The sequence below is a fragment of the Paraflavitalea pollutisoli genome (assembly GCF_029360705.1).
Taxonomy (GTDB): domain Bacteria; phylum Bacteroidota; class Bacteroidia; order Chitinophagales; family Chitinophagaceae; genus Paraflavitalea; species Paraflavitalea pollutisoli.
In genome coordinates this window covers 3,385,863-3,404,923 of sequence record NZ_JARKMX010000008.1, presented here as the reverse complement: position 1 = coordinate 3,404,923, position 19,061 = coordinate 3,385,863, and the positions used below count along the sequence as shown (strand labels likewise).

At 45.6% G+C, this 19,061-nt stretch carries 20 protein-coding genes and 1 tRNA gene; 14 read left to right on the top strand and 7 right to left on the bottom strand.

Features of this window, described 5'->3' with window-relative positions; genetic code table 11:
• Window positions 1-289 precede the first annotated feature (289 nt).
• The 14 genes from P2W70_RS27335 to P2W70_RS27270 all read left to right on the top strand — a co-directional run bounded on the left by P2W70_RS27335 (window position 290) and on the right by P2W70_RS27270 (window position 12,541).
• Complete coding sequence (locus P2W70_RS27335) at window positions 290-709, top strand: hypothetical protein (RefSeq protein WP_276484740.1); 420 nt, start codon at window positions 290-292, stop codon at window positions 707-709.
• Between the two features lie 216 nt (window positions 710-925).
• Window positions 926-1,258, top strand: coding sequence for a DUF4134 domain-containing protein (locus P2W70_RS27330; protein WP_276485391.1), 333 nt, complete (start codon window positions 926-928; stop codon window positions 1,256-1,258).
• 12 nt (window positions 1,259-1,270) lie between these two features.
• Window positions 1,271-1,585: a DUF4133 domain-containing protein gene (locus P2W70_RS27325; RefSeq protein WP_276484739.1), complete on the top strand. Its 315-nt coding sequence runs from the start codon at window positions 1,271-1,273 to the stop codon at window positions 1,583-1,585.
• Window positions 1,586-1,603: 18 nt separating this feature from the next.
• The gene (locus P2W70_RS27320) at window positions 1,604-4,036 is read left to right on the top strand and encodes a TraG family conjugative transposon ATPase (protein ID WP_276484738.1); all 2,433 of its coding nucleotides are present in this window, start codon (window positions 1,604-1,606) and stop codon (window positions 4,034-4,036) included.
• Window positions 4,037-4,065: 29 nt separating this feature from the next.
• Window positions 4,066-4,737 (top strand): conjugal transfer protein TraI, encoded by a 672-nt coding sequence (locus P2W70_RS27315; RefSeq protein ID WP_276484737.1) that lies wholly within the window; start codon window positions 4,066-4,068, stop codon window positions 4,735-4,737.
• Window positions 4,724-5,362 (top strand): hypothetical protein, encoded by a 639-nt coding sequence (locus P2W70_RS27310; protein WP_276484736.1) that lies wholly within the window; start codon window positions 4,724-4,726, stop codon window positions 5,360-5,362. Before P2W70_RS27315 ends, P2W70_RS27310 begins: the two co-directional genes overlap by 14 nt.
• A 4-nt stretch (window positions 5,363-5,366) precedes the next feature.
• Complete coding sequence (locus P2W70_RS27305; protein ID WP_276484735.1) at window positions 5,367-5,999, top strand: TerB family tellurite resistance protein; 633 nt, start codon at window positions 5,367-5,369, stop codon at window positions 5,997-5,999.
• Between the two features lie 51 nt (window positions 6,000-6,050).
• On the top strand, window positions 6,051-7,142 hold the full coding sequence (gene traJ / locus P2W70_RS27300) for a conjugative transposon protein TraJ (RefSeq protein WP_276484734.1): 1,092 nt from the start codon (window positions 6,051-6,053) through the stop codon (window positions 7,140-7,142).
• Between the two features lie 61 nt (window positions 7,143-7,203).
• Complete coding sequence (gene traK / locus P2W70_RS27295) at window positions 7,204-7,821, top strand: conjugative transposon protein TraK (protein WP_276484733.1); 618 nt, start codon at window positions 7,204-7,206, stop codon at window positions 7,819-7,821.
• A gap of 4 nt (window positions 7,822-7,825) precedes the next feature.
• Entirely contained in the window at window positions 7,826-8,317 is a 492-nt protein-coding gene (locus tag P2W70_RS27290) for a hypothetical protein (RefSeq protein WP_276484732.1), read from the top strand.
• Entirely contained in the window at window positions 8,301-9,584 is a 1,284-nt protein-coding gene (gene traM / locus P2W70_RS27285; RefSeq protein ID WP_276484731.1) for a conjugative transposon protein TraM, read from the top strand. The genes P2W70_RS27290 and traM overlap by 17 nt, the downstream gene beginning before the upstream one ends.
• A gap of 30 nt (window positions 9,585-9,614) precedes the next feature.
• On the top strand, window positions 9,615-10,445 hold the full coding sequence (gene traN / locus P2W70_RS27280) for a conjugative transposon protein TraN (RefSeq protein WP_276484730.1): 831 nt from the start codon (window positions 9,615-9,617) through the stop codon (window positions 10,443-10,445).
• 18 nt (window positions 10,446-10,463) lie between these two features.
• Complete coding sequence (locus tag P2W70_RS27275; RefSeq protein WP_276484729.1) at window positions 10,464-11,921, top strand: hypothetical protein; 1,458 nt, start codon at window positions 10,464-10,466, stop codon at window positions 11,919-11,921.
• A 308-nt stretch (window positions 11,922-12,229) separates the two neighbouring features.
• On the top strand, window positions 12,230-12,541 hold the full coding sequence (locus P2W70_RS27270; RefSeq protein ID WP_276484728.1) for a hypothetical protein: 312 nt from the start codon (window positions 12,230-12,232) through the stop codon (window positions 12,539-12,541).
• Window positions 12,542-13,243: 702 nt separating this feature from the next.
• Here P2W70_RS27270 and P2W70_RS27265 read toward each other — a convergent pair.
• The 7 genes from P2W70_RS27265 to P2W70_RS27235 form a co-directional block, all read right to left on the bottom strand.
• Window positions 13,244-14,626: a hypothetical protein gene (locus tag P2W70_RS27265; RefSeq protein ID WP_276484727.1), complete on the bottom strand. Its 1,383-nt coding sequence runs from the start codon at window positions 14,624-14,626 to the stop codon at window positions 13,244-13,246.
• 119 nt (window positions 14,627-14,745) lie between these two features.
• Complete coding sequence (locus P2W70_RS27260; protein WP_276484726.1) at window positions 14,746-14,907, bottom strand: hypothetical protein; 162 nt, start codon at window positions 14,905-14,907, stop codon at window positions 14,746-14,748.
• 36 nt (window positions 14,908-14,943) lie between these two features.
• A complete protein-coding gene (locus P2W70_RS27255) occupies window positions 14,944-15,381 on the bottom strand; it encodes a DUF6934 family protein (RefSeq protein WP_276484725.1) in 438 nt (145 codons plus the stop codon).
• 102 nt (window positions 15,382-15,483) lie between these two features.
• Window positions 15,484-16,701 carry a site-specific integrase gene (locus P2W70_RS27250; protein WP_276484724.1) on the bottom strand — a complete coding sequence of 406 codons (1,218 nt, stop codon included), beginning with the start codon at window positions 16,699-16,701 and terminating at the stop codon, window positions 15,484-15,486.
• A gap of 356 nt (window positions 16,702-17,057) precedes the next feature.
• A tRNA-Leu gene (locus P2W70_RS27245) sits at window positions 17,058-17,141 on the bottom strand.
• A 104-nt stretch (window positions 17,142-17,245) separates the two neighbouring features.
• Window positions 17,246-18,172 carry a DMT family transporter gene (locus P2W70_RS27240; protein ID WP_276484723.1) on the bottom strand — a complete coding sequence of 309 codons (927 nt, stop codon included), beginning with the start codon at window positions 18,170-18,172 and terminating at the stop codon, window positions 17,246-17,248.
• A gap of 53 nt (window positions 18,173-18,225) precedes the next feature.
• Window positions 18,226-19,056 carry an FkbM family methyltransferase gene (locus tag P2W70_RS27235; RefSeq protein ID WP_276484722.1) on the bottom strand — a complete coding sequence of 277 codons (831 nt, stop codon included), beginning with the start codon at window positions 19,054-19,056 and terminating at the stop codon, window positions 18,226-18,228.
• Window positions 19,057-19,061 lie beyond the last annotated feature (5 nt).

Sequence of the window (19,061 nt, the reverse complement as noted above, 5' to 3'; positions counted from 1 at the left end):
CTGTATTTACTGAGCGCTGCAATTAGCCTGGCCATTATTGGTTTGTTCCATGCGCGCAATGTATCCCGTATACGCCATTCATTGTAGGCGTCATAATTCTCTACCAGCCTGTTGATCATTTTGAATACGCAACGCGCTAGACCCATTCGTGGTTAGATTTCGTATGGTTGCAGCGGACCTTCCTACCTGTTTTTCTCCCGTTGTTTTTTCAGAAAAAGTTTCCCCGTAGTGTGTTGACAGTGTGAAATCAGCCTTTCATTTCACAGCACTTTTGTTGAAACGAATCGATATGGTTTCATGGTCAACATACCTCTCGGCAGTCAGTGTTTTTCTGGTAGGTTATTACGGTTTGGTGGTGCTGGTCTATTTCCGAAAGGAGATTTTCAGAAAGATCAGGACCTCCCCCGTAAATGCGCCAACGGTAGTTTCTCCCTTGCTGGCAAAAACACCGGTAGAGGATTCTTTGTCAACAGGCTTTCAACCGGTGTCGTTGCTTGATGAGATCCATGCCTATATGAATCAGGCAGCCGAGGATTTACCGACAGCACAGGATGCATTGGTGGCGGGTGTTCAATCGATCCTGCAAAAATATCCTCCCATCGAAGATTCTTTTTTCCGGCTCAGTATAAATGATCTGGTAGTATCCCTGGCTGAAAGCAAGTGCAATGTTGAGATCAGCCCGGATGTGCTACGCCGGTTATGGAGCTAAGCAGTAAGCATGACCACCTGTGCCCGAGCAGGAGAAACAAGTGCGCAGGAAGGCATGGGTGGTCTTTATAAGTTTTTTGTGCGCGTAGTTGAGGGGTTGGTTATAGCGCCGCCATGGTACAAGTGAGTGGGTTAATGTGGAAGGTGAATGTACCGGCGGCGCTTCTTTATGCTGAGGTTTTATCAATCATCAATATAAAGCAAGTGTGTTATGAAAATGTGTGGAGTGAATTGCTTTTCAAGCAAAGTGGCGCTGCTATGCGCTTTGTGTATCCTTTTCTCTTTTAGTATGTATGCGCAAGCTATACCTGGCGACGGCGCTGCAGGCATTAACGAGGCCAACACCAAGGTGAGGGGCTACTTCGGGATCGCCTGCAACCTCATGTATGCGGTGGGTGGCATTCTTGGTCTGATCGGTGCAATCAGGGTATACCAGAAATGGTCGGGCGGGCACCCTGATACTGGTTCCGTCGCAGCTGCCTGGTTCGGATCCTGTGTGTTTCTGGTAGTGGTGGCAACAGTCATCAAATCATTCTTTGCAATCGCATAAGACTAAAGCAAGATGGCTGGAAGTATCTACAAGATCAATAAGGGTGTCAATCGGAGCATTGAGTTTAAGGGGCTGAAGGCACAATATATATGGTATCTCGGCGGCGGATTGCTTGGTTGCCTGATACTGTATGTCGTGCTGTATATCGTTGGGGTAAATTCTTATATATGCCTGTCTGTTGTTGGAGTGTCTGCAACTGCTGTGTTTGTGTACGTTTTCAAGCTCAGCAAACAGTACGGTGAGCACGGCATGATGAAGAGTATGGCCCGTCGTAGTGTTCCGCGTATTGTGCGATGCAAGTCGAGACGGTGTTTTTTAAAAGTGTAACGAGCTAAAACAGTGAAGATGGAAAAGTGGCTGAGTGATATGCTTCCGATTTTGGAAGTGGAGCATGATTCAATTATCAGTAAGCAAGGCGATGTAACGATTGGATTTCGGGTGATTCTGCCGGAGATATTTACCTCTTCGTCTGAAGACCTGGAAGTCATTCACCAAGCCTTTATCAAAGCGGTCAAACTGCTCCCTAAAGATACTGTCTTTCATAAACAGGATTGGTTCACCACTGACCACTACCGGGCAGAACAAGGTGACAGCAAGGGATTTTTGCAGACGAGTGCCGACCGACACTTTGCTGGCCGCCGGTACCTTCGTCACCAGTGTAACCTGTATCTTACCCGGAAGGCTCCTGGCAGAAAAACTTCTACGTCTTTGTTCAGCAACCTGATCCGGCCCAACCTGTTTGCCGACCAGGTATTGAACAGGGGCACGATCAGGGAGTTTGAAGATATTGCCGGGCAGTTTCAGCGTGTCCTGGCAGATTGCGGTATCGAGCTGCGGAGGTTAAAACAGGCAGACCTGCTGAGTACCGGTAAGAAGATGGGGCTAATCGAACAATACCTGTTCCTGGCCGAGCAGCCAGACATCCCCCTTGTTAAGGATATTCAGTTTAGGGATGAGTTGAAAATTGGCGAGAAATATTGTCAGATCTATTCCCTTGGTAATAGTGATGACTTACCGCACCTGTGTGGTTCCCGTATCACCTATGACAAGTTTTCGACAGACCGTACCAAATTCAGTATTGGTTTCGCCACGCCGCTCGGTCTGCTGTTGGATTGCAACCATATCTACAATCAATACATCGTCGTCGGCGACGCCCAGGTTACCATGAAGAAGATGGAGGGCAAACGCCTACGCCTGCAATCGCTGGCTCAATACAGCCGGGAGAATGCGCTTTCCAAGGAGGCCACCGATGATTTTTTGAATGAAGCTATTACCCACCAGCGGTTACCTGTAAAAGCCCATTTCAATATCATTACCTGGTCCGATAACAGGGACGAGTTGCAAGATGCACGTAACCAGGTAACCGCAGCATTAGCACAGATCGATGCGACAGCCAAATTGGAAACCATTGGGGCTCCACAGATATTCTGGTCAGGTATTCCGGGTAATGCGGCAGACTTCCCCATCAATGATGCGTTTACGACATTTGCAGAGCAGGCTTGTTGTTTCCTAAATGTTGAAAGTAACTATCAGAGTGATCCCCCGGCGTCCAGTATCAGGTTCTGCGACCGCCTCACCAACCTGCCGGTGTTCATCGACCTGTTTACCCTGCCGCGTATGAAAGGTATATCCAGCAATATGGGCATGCTTATCTGCGGGACCTCGGGAGGGGGTAAGTCTATGACGGCTAACCATATTCTGCATACCCTGTACAACCAGGGTGCCCATTGTGTGATCTGTGATATCGGTGGGAGCTATCGAGGTTTGTGTGAACTCGTTGGCGGCTACTATTTCCAATATCAAGAGGACGACCCCATCAAGTTCAATCCTTTTTACCTGCCCGCTGGACAACGTTTAGATACCGAAAAGAAAGAAAGCCTGAAAGCCTTGCTGGTAGCGCTTTGGAAGCAGGAGAATGAACATTTTCAGCGATCTGAATATGTGGCATTGAGTAACGCCCTGCAGGGATATTATCGCAAACTGGAAGGCAACCGGGATCTGGCGCCCTGCTTCAACACTTTCTATGAATTCTTGCAGCATGAGTATGCTACTGAGCTGCAGGAGTACAATGTAAAGGATCGGGATTTTGATATTGACAGCTTTCTGTATGTCTTGCGTCCTTATTATCGGGGTGGCGAATATGATTACCTGCTCAATGCCGATGGGAAACAGGACTTGCTAAACCAGCCTTTTGTCGTGGTAGAATTGGACAATTTAAAAGATCACCCTATCCTCTTCGGTGTTTGTACGCTATTGGTGATGGAGCTGGTGATCTCTAAAATGCGCCAGGTCAAAGGTCGAAAGTGCTTTTTGATCGATGAGGCATGGAAGGCAATTGCCCACAGCGGGATGGCAGAGTTTGTTCGCTATGCTTTTAAAACCATGCGGAAGTTTGATGGAATACCAGCTGTTGTTACACAGGAGCTCGACGATCTTATTAGTTCGGCCATCATCAAGGATGCTATTATTAATAATTGCGATATCAAGATCCTGATGGATATGCGCAAGTTCATGAACAAGTTCGATCAACTGCAATCGGTACTGGGAATGTCGGAGAAAGGAAAAGAGATACTGCTGAGTGTCAACAGGGACAACAGAGAAATCTATATCGAGATAGGCGGTAAGATCATGAAAGTGTTCCGCAATGAATTATGCAGGCAGGAGTATTTCGCTTACACAACAGAAGGCAGGGAACGTGTGAAGGTATTGGAATATGCCGAGCGGTTCGGCAGCATGGAGAAAGGTATCGCGGCCCTGGTTGACGACGTGGCTGCCTAGTGATTTGTTCATCATGAAAATCGTGAAGTATGAAAAAGGGAATATGCGTATTCCTCTTGTGTGTGGTGGTGACGATCTATCCAACGCAAAAGAGCCACGCGATTATATGGGAGGCTGTCAGGAAAGCCCTGATTGCCGCAATCAAAGCCGCCGACCTGGCTGTACAGCGACTTCAAAACAAAACGATCTGGCTACAGAACGCTCAGAAGACATTGGAAAATACTTTGTCAAAGGTGAAGCTCGATGAAATATCTTCCTGGATAGAGAAGCACAAAGATCAGTATGCCCAGTACTATGACGAGCTAAGGAAAGTAAAGCAGGCCATATCAGGCTATACAAAAGTGAAGGCTGTCATGCAACAGCAGCTTGCCATAGTGGATGAATACAAGGCAGCACTGCGTTTATTCCGGCAGGACCAACACTTCACAAAGGAAGAGATCGACTTTATGGTTCAGGTATATTCCGGCATCCTGGATCATAGTGTGAAGAATCTGGATCAGCTATTTCTGGTTGTTAATTCCTTCAATACTGAAATGACGGACGGTAAGCGGTTGACCATTATCAACTCGGTTAGCGCTGCCATTGGACAGAACCTGGCTGATCTTAGAATGTTCAATGCGGAAAATGCACAGCTTTCCCTGCAGCGCGCCAAAGACGAAATAGAGGCCAAACGTATAAAAGAGATTTATGGCATACGGTAACCCAGTCAGCTGGAAAGGCCGTATGCTGGCGGCTGTACTTTTTTGCTGCGTAGGATCAACACACGCACAGAACAGGCAGATAAAAATGTATCTGGAACATATCGCCGCGGGAAAGGTCTATATCGAGTACTTACAAAAGGGCTACAGTATTGTACGGCAGGGTTTGGGGGTGATCAGTAACATTAAGAACGGGCACCTGACACTTGATCAGTTATTCTTTAACGGACTGGTGGCGATCAACCCGCGCATCCGGCAATATCCACATGTGGCAGATATTCTGACGATGGCGGTTAAGATTACTCGCGCGTGTGCAGCGAATAAGAAGCTGCTGATGACTGAGGGAGGGCTGTCGCCAGAAATGAAGGCTTATACTGATCGGGTTACGGTCGGCCTATCGGCTGGTTGTCTCTCGTTGCTGTCTGACCTGGCGGATCTGCTTATGGCGAATCACCTGCAGCTTTCGGATGATGAACGGATCCGACGTATTGATGAGGTTTATGACGAAATGAAGGACCGGTATAGTTTTATCGAGACCTGGTCAGCTGAAACCTCCGTGATGATCCTGCAAATGAAAAAGGAACGCATGGAGGTGGAACGAATGAAAAATGTGAATGATTTAAAGTGACTGTATGGGAAAATTCATTCTAGTGGCAGTATTCATCTTTTGTCTTCTAGCTACCATCCGCGCTACCGCGCAAGTGCAGGAGTTACAGCAGTTGGCGCTCAATATAGAAAAGCTGGCGCAATTCCGGCAGATGCTGGCGGACATGAAAAAAGGGTATGAGATCCTGACCAATGGCTACAATACGGTCCGCAACATCAGTCAGGGTAATTTCCAGTTGCATAAGGTCTTCCTCGATGGCCTGATGGCGGTTAGTCCGGCAGTACGCCAATACAGGAGGGTGGCGGATATTATTGACTACCAGGTGCAATTAGTTAGGGAGTATAAAGCTGCATTTGGGCGATTTCGGGGTTCCGCGCTATTTCAGCCGGATGAGATCAGCTACCTCGGTGGTGTATATACCCGGCTTTTCAATGCTTCGCTGGGAAACCTGGAAGACCTGCTGACGGTGATCACTGCCAATCGGCTCAGGATGTCTGATGAAGAGCGTCTACAGGAGATCGACAAGATTTTCCTGGACATGGAAGACAAACTGGTGTTTCTGCGTGATTTCAATAACACAACCGGCCTGCTGCTATTGCAGCGACAGAAAGAAAAGATAGAAGTACAGCGGATGAGAGATATAGAAGGTCTGAAGTAGTCCGCTGGGAGAGAAACCATATTGTGATCGTGAGTGTGAAAATCGTGGTGTATGAAAAAGCAAATCACTTTATTGGTGATCGTGTTACTTGTTGCGCCGGTAGTGGCGTCGGCCCAATTTACCAATACCATTTCCGGCAAGCTGGACAGCTTGCATTCGGTATTGGAGAAACTGTACGATCAATTGATGCCTCTTTGTAAAGAACTCAGTGGCATTGCTATGGGGATTGCAGGCTTTGCTACCCTGTTTTATATAGCATACCGGGTGTGGGGGCACCTGGCGAGGGCTGAGCAGATCGACTTCTATCCCTTGTTCCGGCCATTTGTGTTGGGATTTTGTATTGCCAATTTCCCTTTGGTGATCGGTGTTATCAATGGAGTAATGAAGCCGACCGTTACCGGAACCCGTAAGATTGTCAATAATTCTAATGTCGTCATTGCTACGCTGCTTCAGCAGAAAGATTCTGCAGTTAAAACCACCGATGTGTACCAAATGTATGTGGGACCGACGGGTGATGGTGACAGGGCAAAGTGGTATAAATATACCTACGACCAGGAAATGCCTGCCAGTGAGGGCTGGCTTACTTCTATCCGGACAGATCTAAAGTTCGCGTTCGCTAAAGCGGGCTATGCGTTCCGCAATGCGATCAAGGAAGTGATCGCGGAAGTTTTGCAAATGCTCTTTGCTGCTGTTTCGCTTTGCATCAATACCCTACGCACTTTCAACCTTGTGGTATTATCACTGTTGGGACCGTTGGTGTTCGGGCTCAGCACCTTCGATGGCTTCCACCATACGGTCCGTCATTGGCTGGCACGCTATATCAATGTATTTATGTGGTTGCCTGTCGCCAACATCTTCGGAATGGTGATCGCCGAAATTCAGATCAACATGTTGAAATTGGATTTGTCCCAAATCGCTCAGAACGGCGATACTTATTTCAGCAGGACGGATATGGGATACTTAGTGTTTCTGGTCATCGGTATCTACGGCTATACGACGGTACCTGCCATTGCCAATCAGATTATGCAGGTGGCAGGCGCTGATGCACTAACCGGCAAATTCGCCCACGATGCAAAAAGTGTGGCTACTACTGCGGTAACAGGCCCGGGTGGCTATGCTATCCAAAAGTTATCTGGCAGTTAGTCTATGTGATTATGGTCCGAGCATATCGGATGAATTGTGAAGAAAGAAAAATGTGTGTGATATGTTTCCAAAGGTTAAAAGTATTGAAAGGTCCTTTCAGTATATCCGGTTCTTTACGCTGGTGGTAATAGTTGCTTCCTTGTCGCTCTGCGGATTTAGTTTGTACAAGTCTTTTTCCCTTGCTGACACTACGCAAAACCGGATCTATGTGCTTGTCAATGGTAAAGCGATGGAGGCTGTTTCCTCCGATAAAAAAGATAATATTCCAGTGGAGGCGAGGGATCATGTAAAGATGTTCCATTTCTACTTCTTTACGTTGGATCCTGATGAAGAGATCATTATGACCAATATCACTAATGCACTGTACCTGGCTGATGGCAGTGCTCGACAGCAGTATGTGAATCTGAAAGAACAGGGTTACTATGGCAATATCATATCAGCCAATATCAGCCAGGAGATTCAGGTAGATAGTATAATAGTAAACACAAAGGACTATCCGTACTATTTCCGTTGTTATGGAAGTCAACGGATCATACGATCTACCTCCATTGCCACCCGTTCGCTGGTAACAGAAGGGTATCTGCGCAATACCGGCAGGAGCGATCATAACTCACACGGTTTTTTAATTGAACGTTGGGCAATTATTGAAAACCGGGACATTAATATCTCAAATCGGTAGTGCTATGTTCAGACTATTCAAAAAGAGACAACAGCCTTCTGCTGTTAGCGCGATCTGGATGAGAACCGGTCAGTGGATAGAAGTACGGATTCGCCGGTTGGCGGATAAGTTGAATAGAAGAGCCGAAACCTGGTCCCGCAGATCGATAATTATCGGTCTCATTATTTTCTGTTCGTTGTTCAGCAGCTTATTTATATACAACCTAACCCAAAGTACCCATACTGGTCCTCGCATTGATCCGATTATTATACCGGCTCATACCCCGTTGCCAGCTGACAATGCGGTGCGGGAAGATGGACCGTTTTTGGGCAAAGAGGCATTGAGGCGTTTAGTACGATTCAAACAGTTTTTGGATAGTTTACAACAGAGCCCTACAGGTGTTCAGGAGTATGACCGTATTACCAAGGAACATCCTGGTATCCGGGACAGCATAGAGTATATCATATCACTTTATATGGGTAAAGACAAAAATGTTGAGTATGGAAAAGAAAAATGAAATCAATCATTCGCAAAAATTTCTGCGGCACCGCAAGTTCATGCTGCTGCTGCCATTACTGGTCCTGCCTTTCCTCACGTTCGTGGCATATTCGGCAGGAATCATCGGTAAAAACGATGCTGCCACCAAGACCGAAGAGCGGGGCTACAATATGCGTCTGCCTGATGCAGCACCGGCCGGAGATAGCAATTGGAATAAGTTGGCGTTCTATGAGAAAGCTGACAAAGATTCTGTCCTGCGGCGCTCAATTGAGAGAGCTGACCCTTATCGGGTGGAAGGTCGGCAGCCATTCTCAGGAGGCGATACAGGCGGTAGTAGCGTATCGAGATTCAAGTATGACCCTGTTGGTGAAAAGGTGCCACCGACCAAGGGCACAGCCCCCACCGATGTAAATGAGCAACGTGTTTATAAGAAACTTGCTGAATTGGACCGGGAGTTGAACCGGCAACAGACTACGGCAGTTTCGGTAGATCCTTCACCTGGTGTTTCCGCTAATTCCGATGTGGAAAGGTTGGAAAGAATGATGGCCTCAGTTAGTGATGACAATGGCAGTGATGAGTTTTCACAGATAAATAATGTATTGGAGAAAATTCTCGATGTGCAGCATCCTGCCCGGGTAAGGGAAAAGATCAAGGAACGATCTGTGCAACAGAAAACAAGCGTTTTTCCTGTCAGTGTGTTGCCGGATGAAGCTGCGGTATCGTTAATGTCTGGTCGTATCCGGCTTGATACAGCGGGGCTACAGCAAAGGGTAGTGAATCGTTTCTATGGATTAGAGGATGCAGTTGATCAATCTTCCTTACAGCGCTCCATCCGGGCAGTGATTCCGGAACATCAAACGCTTGTCCATGGCGCCACTGTTAAGCTGATGCTTATGGATGATGTCTATATCAGGGGAGAACTGATTCCGCGTCATACAGCCATTTATGGTATTTCAAACATCGGTGGTGAACGGATCCTGATCAATGTAACTTCTTTGCGGCACAATGGCAATATTTACCCGGTTTCATTGGAAGTATATGATATGGATGGATTGGAAGGAATTTTTGTACCTGGCTCCATAAGCCGGGATGTAAGCAAACAGTCCACTGATCAAGCCATCCAAAGTTTGGGTATCGCTTCTTTGGATCCTTCTCTTGGCGCGCAGGCTGCCAGCGCTGGTCTGCAAGCTGCTAAAACCCTGATCGGTAAAAAGACCAGGCTGATCCGGGCAAATATTCCTGGTAACTACTCTGTATTACTGCGGGATGCTAATAATCAGGAGTAGTAACATAATTATAATAAAAAAAGCTAAGTGATGAAACGAATTGTGTTGTTGTTAGCAATTGCAGTGGGTGTTCGGTCGTGGGTTGTGGCGCAGGCTTCTTTGCCCGTCGATTACAAAATGAAAACGATCAGCCCAATCAAAATGGATATATCTATGGATATGACCACCAATATCATTTTTCCCTTTCAAATCAAAAGTGTAGATCGTGGCAGTGCCGATATCCTTGCTCAGAAAGCCAGGGGAGCGGATAATGTATTGCAAGTAAAAGCTGCAAAAGAGCAATTCAGACAAAGCAATTTGTCTGTGATAACTTCTGATGGTCAACTTTATTCTTTTTTATTGGACTATGCCCCTACGCCTAGCTTCCTTAACCTTTCTTTCTATAGAGATTCTTCTGCAGCTCCGGTACAACTAGCAGGAGTAGATATTACTGCGGATGTGATCGAAAAGACGGCCCAGGAGGCATGCGCGAGGGAATTCTTCATGTGGCGCAGGACCAAAGACCAGAAGATGAACCTGCGGTTGGGCACCCTCTATTATGACAAGGCATACCTGTGGTTTTGTTTTAGTATCCGTAACAGTTCAATGGTTGCCTATGAGCCTGAGTATTTGAAATTCTTCATCAAGGATCGTAAGCAGGCGCGCCGTACGGCAGTACAGCTAAAAGAACTTATTCCGGTATACTGTTTAACGCCTGGTTCTGTGACCAGTGATCAGCCTGCAAAGGTGGTGGTAGGCATCCCCGCATTTACGTTATCGAAGAAGCAGGAGTTACGGATCCTTTTGAAGGAGAAGAATGGGGGTCGTGATTTGGAATTGGTAATCAGACATGGAACATTGCTTAGGGCGAGGCTTTTGTAGTAATTAAAACAAAATGTTATGGAAGTCGTTCGCAAAGACTTAGGAGCAATTTGGGGCCAGCTTTCCAACCATTACCAGAATGGTGCCGGTAGTACCGTTTTAAATTCAAATGGGTCTGTGGTCAGTAAAGACAGCCTGGTATTTGATGATCCTTTTGCTTCCCAAAAAATAATAGCTGCCAGGACCGAGGATAGGCCCGGTGTGCAGGCTTTTGACACTTCTTCTTTGTTTCATATCCTGGACGCAGTAATCAGAATGATGCAGTCAATGTTACTCGGCGACGGGAAGAATATAAAAATTGACCCATGGGTTAATCATTGGAAAGAATTAGGTGATATACCAGGCCGTATGAAGCGGGCAGATTGGAGTTATCAATACAGTGATGATGCTGGCGTGTGGGATCGAGGTGGGAAGGAGATTAGGCAATTACTTGTCGATATGGAGAAACATAAAGATCCTGAGAGAAGAGCGATTCTGGACAGTCTTTGGCGAACCCATGTCCCGGAATACACCGTGAGAAAGCCTGATTTTTTAAGTTTTAATCCAAGTATTATGAACAGTGAAGATTTTGAATTCAATCAGCGTCAGTTCAAGGCAACTGGTATGCTGGATCATTTTACTGCCGACGTGGTTAAGCAAATGGGTGAGGGGCAGCCTCAGATTCGTAAGGATATTACTCCCGTCATTGATGGGGAACAGGTAAAAGGAACCATCCACCTGAATAAGGTTAAAGAGGGCGACCGTTACTTTCTCAATAAGTTCGACATGGAGAAAGTCCGGCCCAATGGCACGAGCGTAAAACAGACCTTTTACAATAATAACCGCCCAAAAGCCGGGGATGAAGGTAGCACACGGCGACCCCCTCAGCAGTGGACGCAAAAACGTGCTTTCAATTTTCTTTCTGGACGGCCTGTATACGACAAAAACAATGACGAGTGGAATAAAATTAACTATAACCAGAAGTTGAAAAACGGCAATTATGCAACCCAGCGATTTGATAAGAGCTATGGGTTTGACATACATAAAACTATGCAAGGATACTCCTACGCTGACGCAGGAGATCAAAGAAAGATGGATCAGATGGTAGAGAGCTATGAGCGGGGAAACATGGTTAAAGCAAAGATGGTAGACAATGAGGGTAAAAAAGAAGACTACCATACTTCTTTATCGATCCGTACATCCTCGATGCGGCTATTTGATAAGGATAAAAAGGAAGTGCCATTGGAAGAACAGGTGCAGAAAGGTTTGATTACAAAAGAACAAGCCGAAACCTTAAAGGAGATTTACGGTAAAAGGCAAAAGCAGGACGCTGAGAACAAAATTGATCCAGCCGCCCAGTCTCAGGGAAAGTCGCAAAAGGAAGAGGAGAAACAGCAGCAGGGGCAGTCTCAAAAGGAAAATGGTAAGCTTGGTAATAGCCTGGATGGAAAGGATAAGGAAGCCACCTCCAAACAACGACATAGCCCAAAGCATTGATTGATGGATGATGGTTTTTCAATATTGACATTTCTGGAATTGGCTGGGGAGGATCCACGGATGGGACCCTCCCACATCAGCTTGTTTGCAGCATTGTTGTACCTCCGCCAAAAGGAGGGTAATCCAGTTTTGGCCTACGCGGCGGAATTGCGGCGATTGTCGAAGGTCACATCAAAAAGGATGTATTTTCAGATTATGCGTGATTTGAAAGATGGCAATTATATCCGGATAAAACCTTCCTATAATCCGGCAGTAAGAAGTGAGATCTATCTGCGTCGTTTGGACAAGTAGTTTAGATAATGAGGTATATGGATATTGGTAAAAACATACTATCAGTTCTGGACGGTTTCCTACTGGCAATCCGACAAGATGCGCGTATCAGCCCCGCACATATCAGCTTATACTTGTCTATTCTGCAATATTGCAAGGGGCAGGGTAGTATGCTGGTACGGGTCAGGCGGGAGCAGCTTGCCTGGCAAGCGAAAATATCCACCACCACGTACCACAGGTGCATCAATCAGCTCCATGAGTACGGATACATCCACTACTTGCCATCTTTTGACCCGAAAAAGGCCAGTGAAGTGGATGTCCTTGTGAAATCAAAAAATGAAAAAAAATGATCATGAAGGATGAACTTCTCGTAATGAAAGCGATTGCATTGTGCTTTAAACCTTATCTGAAGCCTGAAGAGGCGCTTATATATTGCAACCTGGGTAAGACCCAGTTTTTGAAAAAGTGCGAAGAAGTCGGGGTGAAGAAGAATGAGGGTGGTTATTTCATGAAAGAGGACCTGGATCGGATTTGCACAAGGGATATGAGTAATTTTCTACATACTATCAGGAGTGGAAGATCCAGAAGTGGTCGGCGGCCATGACGGCAGGTGTATTAAATGAACTGTTCGCGGAATAGTCCAGTCATCCGTTGGTCGTGGAAGTGTATCTGTTTGCAGATATCAGCCAGTGTAAATTGACTGTTTCTTAAACTCATGTATGGCGGACTAGAGACAGAAACAATGAGTGATTTGCCAAAAAACACGATGTCGCTGCATTGTAGAGTAAATGCTCTATTCTCGCAGTCGCAAACGCTATCCATCTTAGAAAACAAGCCGTCTTTGTTAGGGAATTCAGTGATCCAGTCCAAGGGAGCTCCCAATATATGGGATATTGTTTCTTGATACCCACCAAAGAACAGTGAATCGTAAAGTATCAGTGAAACCTTGTATTGTTCTGGTTCAATAAGGATTGCTTTCATTTTATGTGCGTTGGCGAATCTAAAATATAATTATAGTTCAAGAGTGGCATTGATTAATACCTGCATTTGTATTACTTTTTTACATACTTCCGGAATGCACTAATGAACTGAAATATAAGATACGAGGCAATGAAGCGATAGATGACATCAATAAAATAAGCAAGGTTTGAAGCACTTTGATCCTTTCCCTGATCATCATAGATAGCGTTAAATTTCCTGACCGGGTTCAGCGATTCAAAGAACAGGGCTATATGCTTAAATATCTGCGTTGCATCTTTTTCGGTTTTACCAAGCACAAAATAGTTTATTGAAAAGTAGGATAACCATGTAAGAACTAATAGCCAAAGACCTGCTCTTTCCCAGGAAAGTCCATGTGCATTAGATATCCCATTGCTCCAAATGATAAATCGGTCGAAACGGTTGCCTCGATTGAATCGCATAGCAAGCAACAAAGCGTTCATTTCCTGCCTATGGTAGGCGAGTTCCTGAACCTTATCATTCTGGCGGATCATAATGTTTTTAAGCTGTCGATAATTTTCCCGCAAATGAGCTTGCGCATCTATTCCTATTAAGGCTGATCTAACATTCCTGCACCAAGTGATATTCGTAGTGATTATGTCTTGGATGTTGGTATTGTCAATTGTTATCTGCCTAAATAAAGCGAAGTTTACATCGTAAATTTCACACTTTCCCAAGTTTGATCTGTGGCATTGTATGGTGCCTGTGAAGGGATCGGGTTCAATGTTTGCAAATGATAATATGCCTGTATTTGTAAACTGGCCGATATTGACAAGTCCAACAAGAAGTTGCTGAAATGTGATTCTGCCGGAGGTGTTATGTCCATGCAGGGATAATGTTCCTAATTTAAGCCCTGCTACCAATACGCTTCCCTTAAATTGACTGTCCGCTACGTAGGTAAATCCAGTATTAGATTCGTTTCTTTTAAGTGCATTCACGTCAGCTTCATACGCGGAGAAAATGTATTCAGAATTGTCCCGGGCTTCAGATAGTATGATGTTTTTGTATTCTGGTTTTACAATTTTAAATTTGGCGTTGTCGGACTTAGCGCCATAGATACAAAGTTTTTCACCGCTGATCTCTTCAGTATCGATCCCTTTCTTAAAGGTGTTATCTTTTAAGGTGAAGTGACCTATAGTAGACTTTATAACAGTAAAAGTTGAGTTGAATGTGCAATTCACGAAATGCACCTCTTTGAATTGACAATCCTGGTATATGTTAACCAGCCCTTCAAAAGTGCAATTAACAAATCGAATGAGGTGTTTAGATTTGCAACCTTTAAATCTAATGTATTGTTTGAATGATACATTTTCAACCACGATATCGACATCAAGATCAACAGGAAAGTCAATTCCCTTTATTACAATACCATCTTTGGTAGGGCGGTTATTGCGGCTATTATTAAGTATATCACTACTTAGATAAGTGTTGTTCATTTTGTTTAGGAATAGGTCTTCTAATTTAAGCAATTACTACTGCAAAAGTGTTGATGAATGCCACAAATAAAAAAGCCCACACGTTGTGAACATGTGGGCAATATGCTATTGAATTTATGCTATTTATTCTTTTGAAAACTTTTCGGTAACCCGACCCTTTCAATGAGCTGTTTAGCTTCTTCCAATTTCTTTATAAAATAGGGATCTTTACTGTAGTCTCTCATTTTTTTAACTACAGTATATTGGTTGCCGAAAATGGTGGTTTTGATTTTTTCAGACATACAACCTCCTTTTGATAGTATTCAAATTTACAATATTTATTTCTTTTTTACCAGAAATGCCTGGTAGTTGACGTTCTTTTTATGGAGCTCCCATTTTTCATTCAATAGCCCCTCTATAACCAACAATCGGGAGATCTCGGGCCAATATTTATTAATTCCTGACTGGTAAAGTCTGGTTCTTGAAGGTGTACTACCGGTGGCGATTACCATTGCACCCTTATAGTGATCAATGAAAAGGGCAACCGTGGATGCCACGGTTGCAATTACCTTATCCCGGTCATTATTGTTTGTACGAGAAAGATCATCAAGCCTTTGTCGTGTCTCATCCCAGTCGCCGAACGCCAGGTTATAGAGATTGCCCTGGAACTGTTGGAAAAGTACCACTTTCTTAATTGTTCCTTGCGGGCCCTGGCTCAGGAACTCAAATCGTAGATAATCCTGAGAGGCAATAAATGGATAAGTCTCAAGCTGCATTTATGATCGAGTTTGAAATTGTTTAATATATATGCTCTTCAGGTGGCCAAAAAGCCGCCTTTCAGAATTAGAACATTTCCTGTAACATGGATGGTAGCCTGGTCAGCCAGTCGATTTGCTTTGATATTTGTTTTTTGATTTAGATGGAAGCAATTCCATAATTGGAACCTGCTCCGCGTAGCCAGTGACTTTCCCCGGCTGCAGGGTTTTGAGCTCAACCAGGGAAGTGTGACAGGTATTCTGGACAGGGTGCGGAAGTTTGTTGATAACCGCAGTCTGGTCTTTGGGCCGGTGACGCTTATAAACCCGATCAACATATTTAGGACTGGTAAGCCCCATTAATGCTGCTACTGTAGCATTGTCGGTATTCTTATCCTGCAGGAGGATCGAGAAACTAAGTCGGGCGCAATGCCAGGTAATATGCTTATGAATACCAGCATCATCACACCACCGTTGTAAGATTGTCCCTGCTTTGTAATGGTTTGGCAGTCGGAAAACCAGTGTGCTGCTCAGGCCGGGAGCATAGGCAGCTTTCCTTTTTTCGAGGATGGCCTTTGCTACCGGGTGAAGGGTGATCCAAACAGGCTGTTTGGTTTTTGCCTGCAACAGTCGCGTACGCAATTGATCGCCTTGTATGTCCTTGTCCCATTCCAGTGGGTTCACGTCACACCATCTTAGACCCGCATAACAACTGAGTAGGAAAGCCTCTTTGACCTCAATATTTGAGCAGCGTGTTTCCAGCAGCTTCAGGTAGTCCTCTACTTCAAGGTTGTCTTTGACCTTGATGGAAGGATTGGATTTTGCCTTTACATCTTCGGACGGATTGATACGGAAGTATCCATCTTTGGAAGCTGCGCGTATCATTTTTTTGAATTTGGAGAAGTAGTTGGCCGGTGTATCTCCCGTATACTTTTCTAAAAGATAGTTGCGGAAACCGGTGGAAAGCTCTTCCGTCATTTCTATGGGAGTTAAAAAGTCTTTGCCCAGGAAAAGTTTAAACTGAGTAAGTCCGCATTTTAAATGCCTGTTTCCCTTTCTGGTCTGCTTTTTTACATACTCTTCATAGTAATCAAGGAAGTTCTCTTTGAAACGGTGTGTAGGAATGTACCCCGTTCCGACAGCCTGCTGATCAAGAATGCTTTCAGCTTTTTTGACAGCCAGCTGTTTTAAAGTCTCTTCGTTGTGCTTTTTCTCTAATTGATTTTTGGGGTGGATGTAGGTAAAGATATTGAGGCTTGCGCGGTCGCCCTTTCCGCGTCCCCATTCTTCGTAATAGAAGATCTTCGTGTTGCTCCTGTTGGGCCGTTCCGCGATATTCATGCTGCACAGTTTCCCAGGTTCAAAAATAGGGTACCTGTCAGCTGTGGGAAAGACCTTTGCCAATTTGGAGAAGGTGTATTACCGCAGGAAAATGGCCGAAAAGCAACTGAGCGTTTACGTTGCAAATGTGAAGTTGCCAGCAGTGAGGGAAATTGAATAATGCTGGTAGAGAAAACATACTCATCAGGTGAGTATTCTGTGGGTGTGCTGGTAGCGTTCCACCGTTTTTTGTGTGTCATGATCGCGCGTCATTTGTGTGTCAGAAATGGCGTGCGAAAGCGTACAAAAGTGAATAAAATTGACACATTTAAAAAGCGAAAAAGCCTGCAAGTCAATGACTTACAGGCTTTTTTCAGTGCCCAGGACTGGATTCGAACCAGCACACCCTTGCGAGCGCTGCGACCTGAACACAGTGCGTCTACCAATTTCGCCACCTGGGCAGGTAATCCATCAGGTCTTGTTTCTTTCGATTTCAGACCGTCTGTCTTTGTGTTCGGGGGTGCAAATATAGCAATATTTCAATTCGAACAAAAAAAACAAACAATTATTTTACGGCACCTTCTCTTTTCCAGCCAATTAGCAATACACCGATCACCACCAACACCGTACCCACCACCTGTTCCATGAAGATGCCCTCACCCAAAATAAAATGTGCCTGCAGGATCGTCGACACCGGACCAATACTGGAAATGATCGCCACATTGTTCGACCCAATCTTTTTCATGCCCAGCGATATCAGGAAGGAGGGGATCACCGTGGCAAAAATGGCCAGCATCAACCCATACAGCCACAGGCCCGCACCTTGTTGCAAAGCACTGACTTTTCCTGCAAAGCCAAAATGAATAAAGATGCCGGCTGTTGCCGCCAGCATCGCATAAGCGGTGAATCGCGTAGCTCCCACTTTGGGTATGATATAACCGCTGCCGGCAATATAGATCGAGTAGGTGATGGCACACAAAAAGATCAGCAGGCTACCGTACAAGAAGTTGGGGTTGTCAGTATCCACCCGCAACTCGCCATAATAAGCGAGCCCAATGCCGAGATAGGTCAGTGCCAGCGCAATCTTCTGCATCCGGTGTATCGGTTGCCGGAATACAAAGGCATTGATCAATACGGCAAAAGTAGGGTAGAGAAAAAGGATCAGCCGCTCCAGTCCGGCAGAGATGTATTGTAGGCCTACAAAGTCAAACAGGCTGCTGAGGTAATAACCAAAGATCCCCAATACCAACACCCATCCCCATTCCTGCCTGGTCAGCGGCACCGTATCTGCCTTACGGTTCACTGCCCAGGCTGCGCCCACATAAAAGGGTAAGGAGAAGATCATCCGCAACGTCAACAAAGTCAAAGCATCCACGGCCACATCCTTGAACGCGAGTTTGACGATGATCGCCTTCGTCGAAAAGAGGACAGCACCCAGGAAGGTGATCCCAAATCCTGCCAGCGTTACCGTGTTGTTTCTGGTTGCATGCATAATCATCACTGCGACCGGCCAGGCCGGTCTTTATAAACAGGTATGTGGCAGTCTTATCGTTGAGCGGCTTTGCGACAAAGCAGGTTCACCTGGATATCGTCGCGAATGATCCTGTCGATGTCGGGTACTGTGATACCCTCCGGATCGATCTGTTGCAACTCGAAGCCGGCTTCGCGGATCAGCCGGATATAATCCATCGGATCCTGGCCTACCTGCTTCATCAGGTCGGGGGTGAATTCAGTCAACAGGTTTTCGCAGCGCAATAAGGCTTGCCGCGCCCCCTGCATAGCCATAAACTCGTACCCCTCAATATCGATCTTCAACAACTTGATCGGCCGCTCCTGCATACCCTCCCGGGCCAGCAGGTCATCGAGCCGAACAATAGGTACTTCCACCGATCGTACCGAATTGTGCTGCTTGATCAGTGAGTGGCGGCCCATATTGTACTTCTTGTATAAATACAGGGTTTGCGTACCCGTTTCGTTGCTAAGCGCCAAGCCGTGCACCTGAATGCCGGTCAGGTTATTGAGCGCTATATTCTCCTGCAATAACGAACGGTTAAAGGGGTCGGGCTCAAATGCCAGCACAGTCGGCTGGCAGGCCTTTGACAAGGTCAGGGTATGCCAGCCGATATTGGCGCCCACATCGATCAACAGGTCGTTGCGGGTAATATTAAGATGGTTGAGCAGGTAGGTCGTAATATAATCCTCACCATATACGCCGTACTTGTAGTAGATGTCTTTACCGGTACCGTCCCTGATGTGGAAACGGAAAAACAGATCGTATTTCTCGCAATAGCTGGTCAGCACCTTCTTATTGGTGAAAACCCGGTAGAGTATGTGTTTGATCTGGTTGAGCCAGAGTATTTGTTTAGTTTTGGTCAATGTTG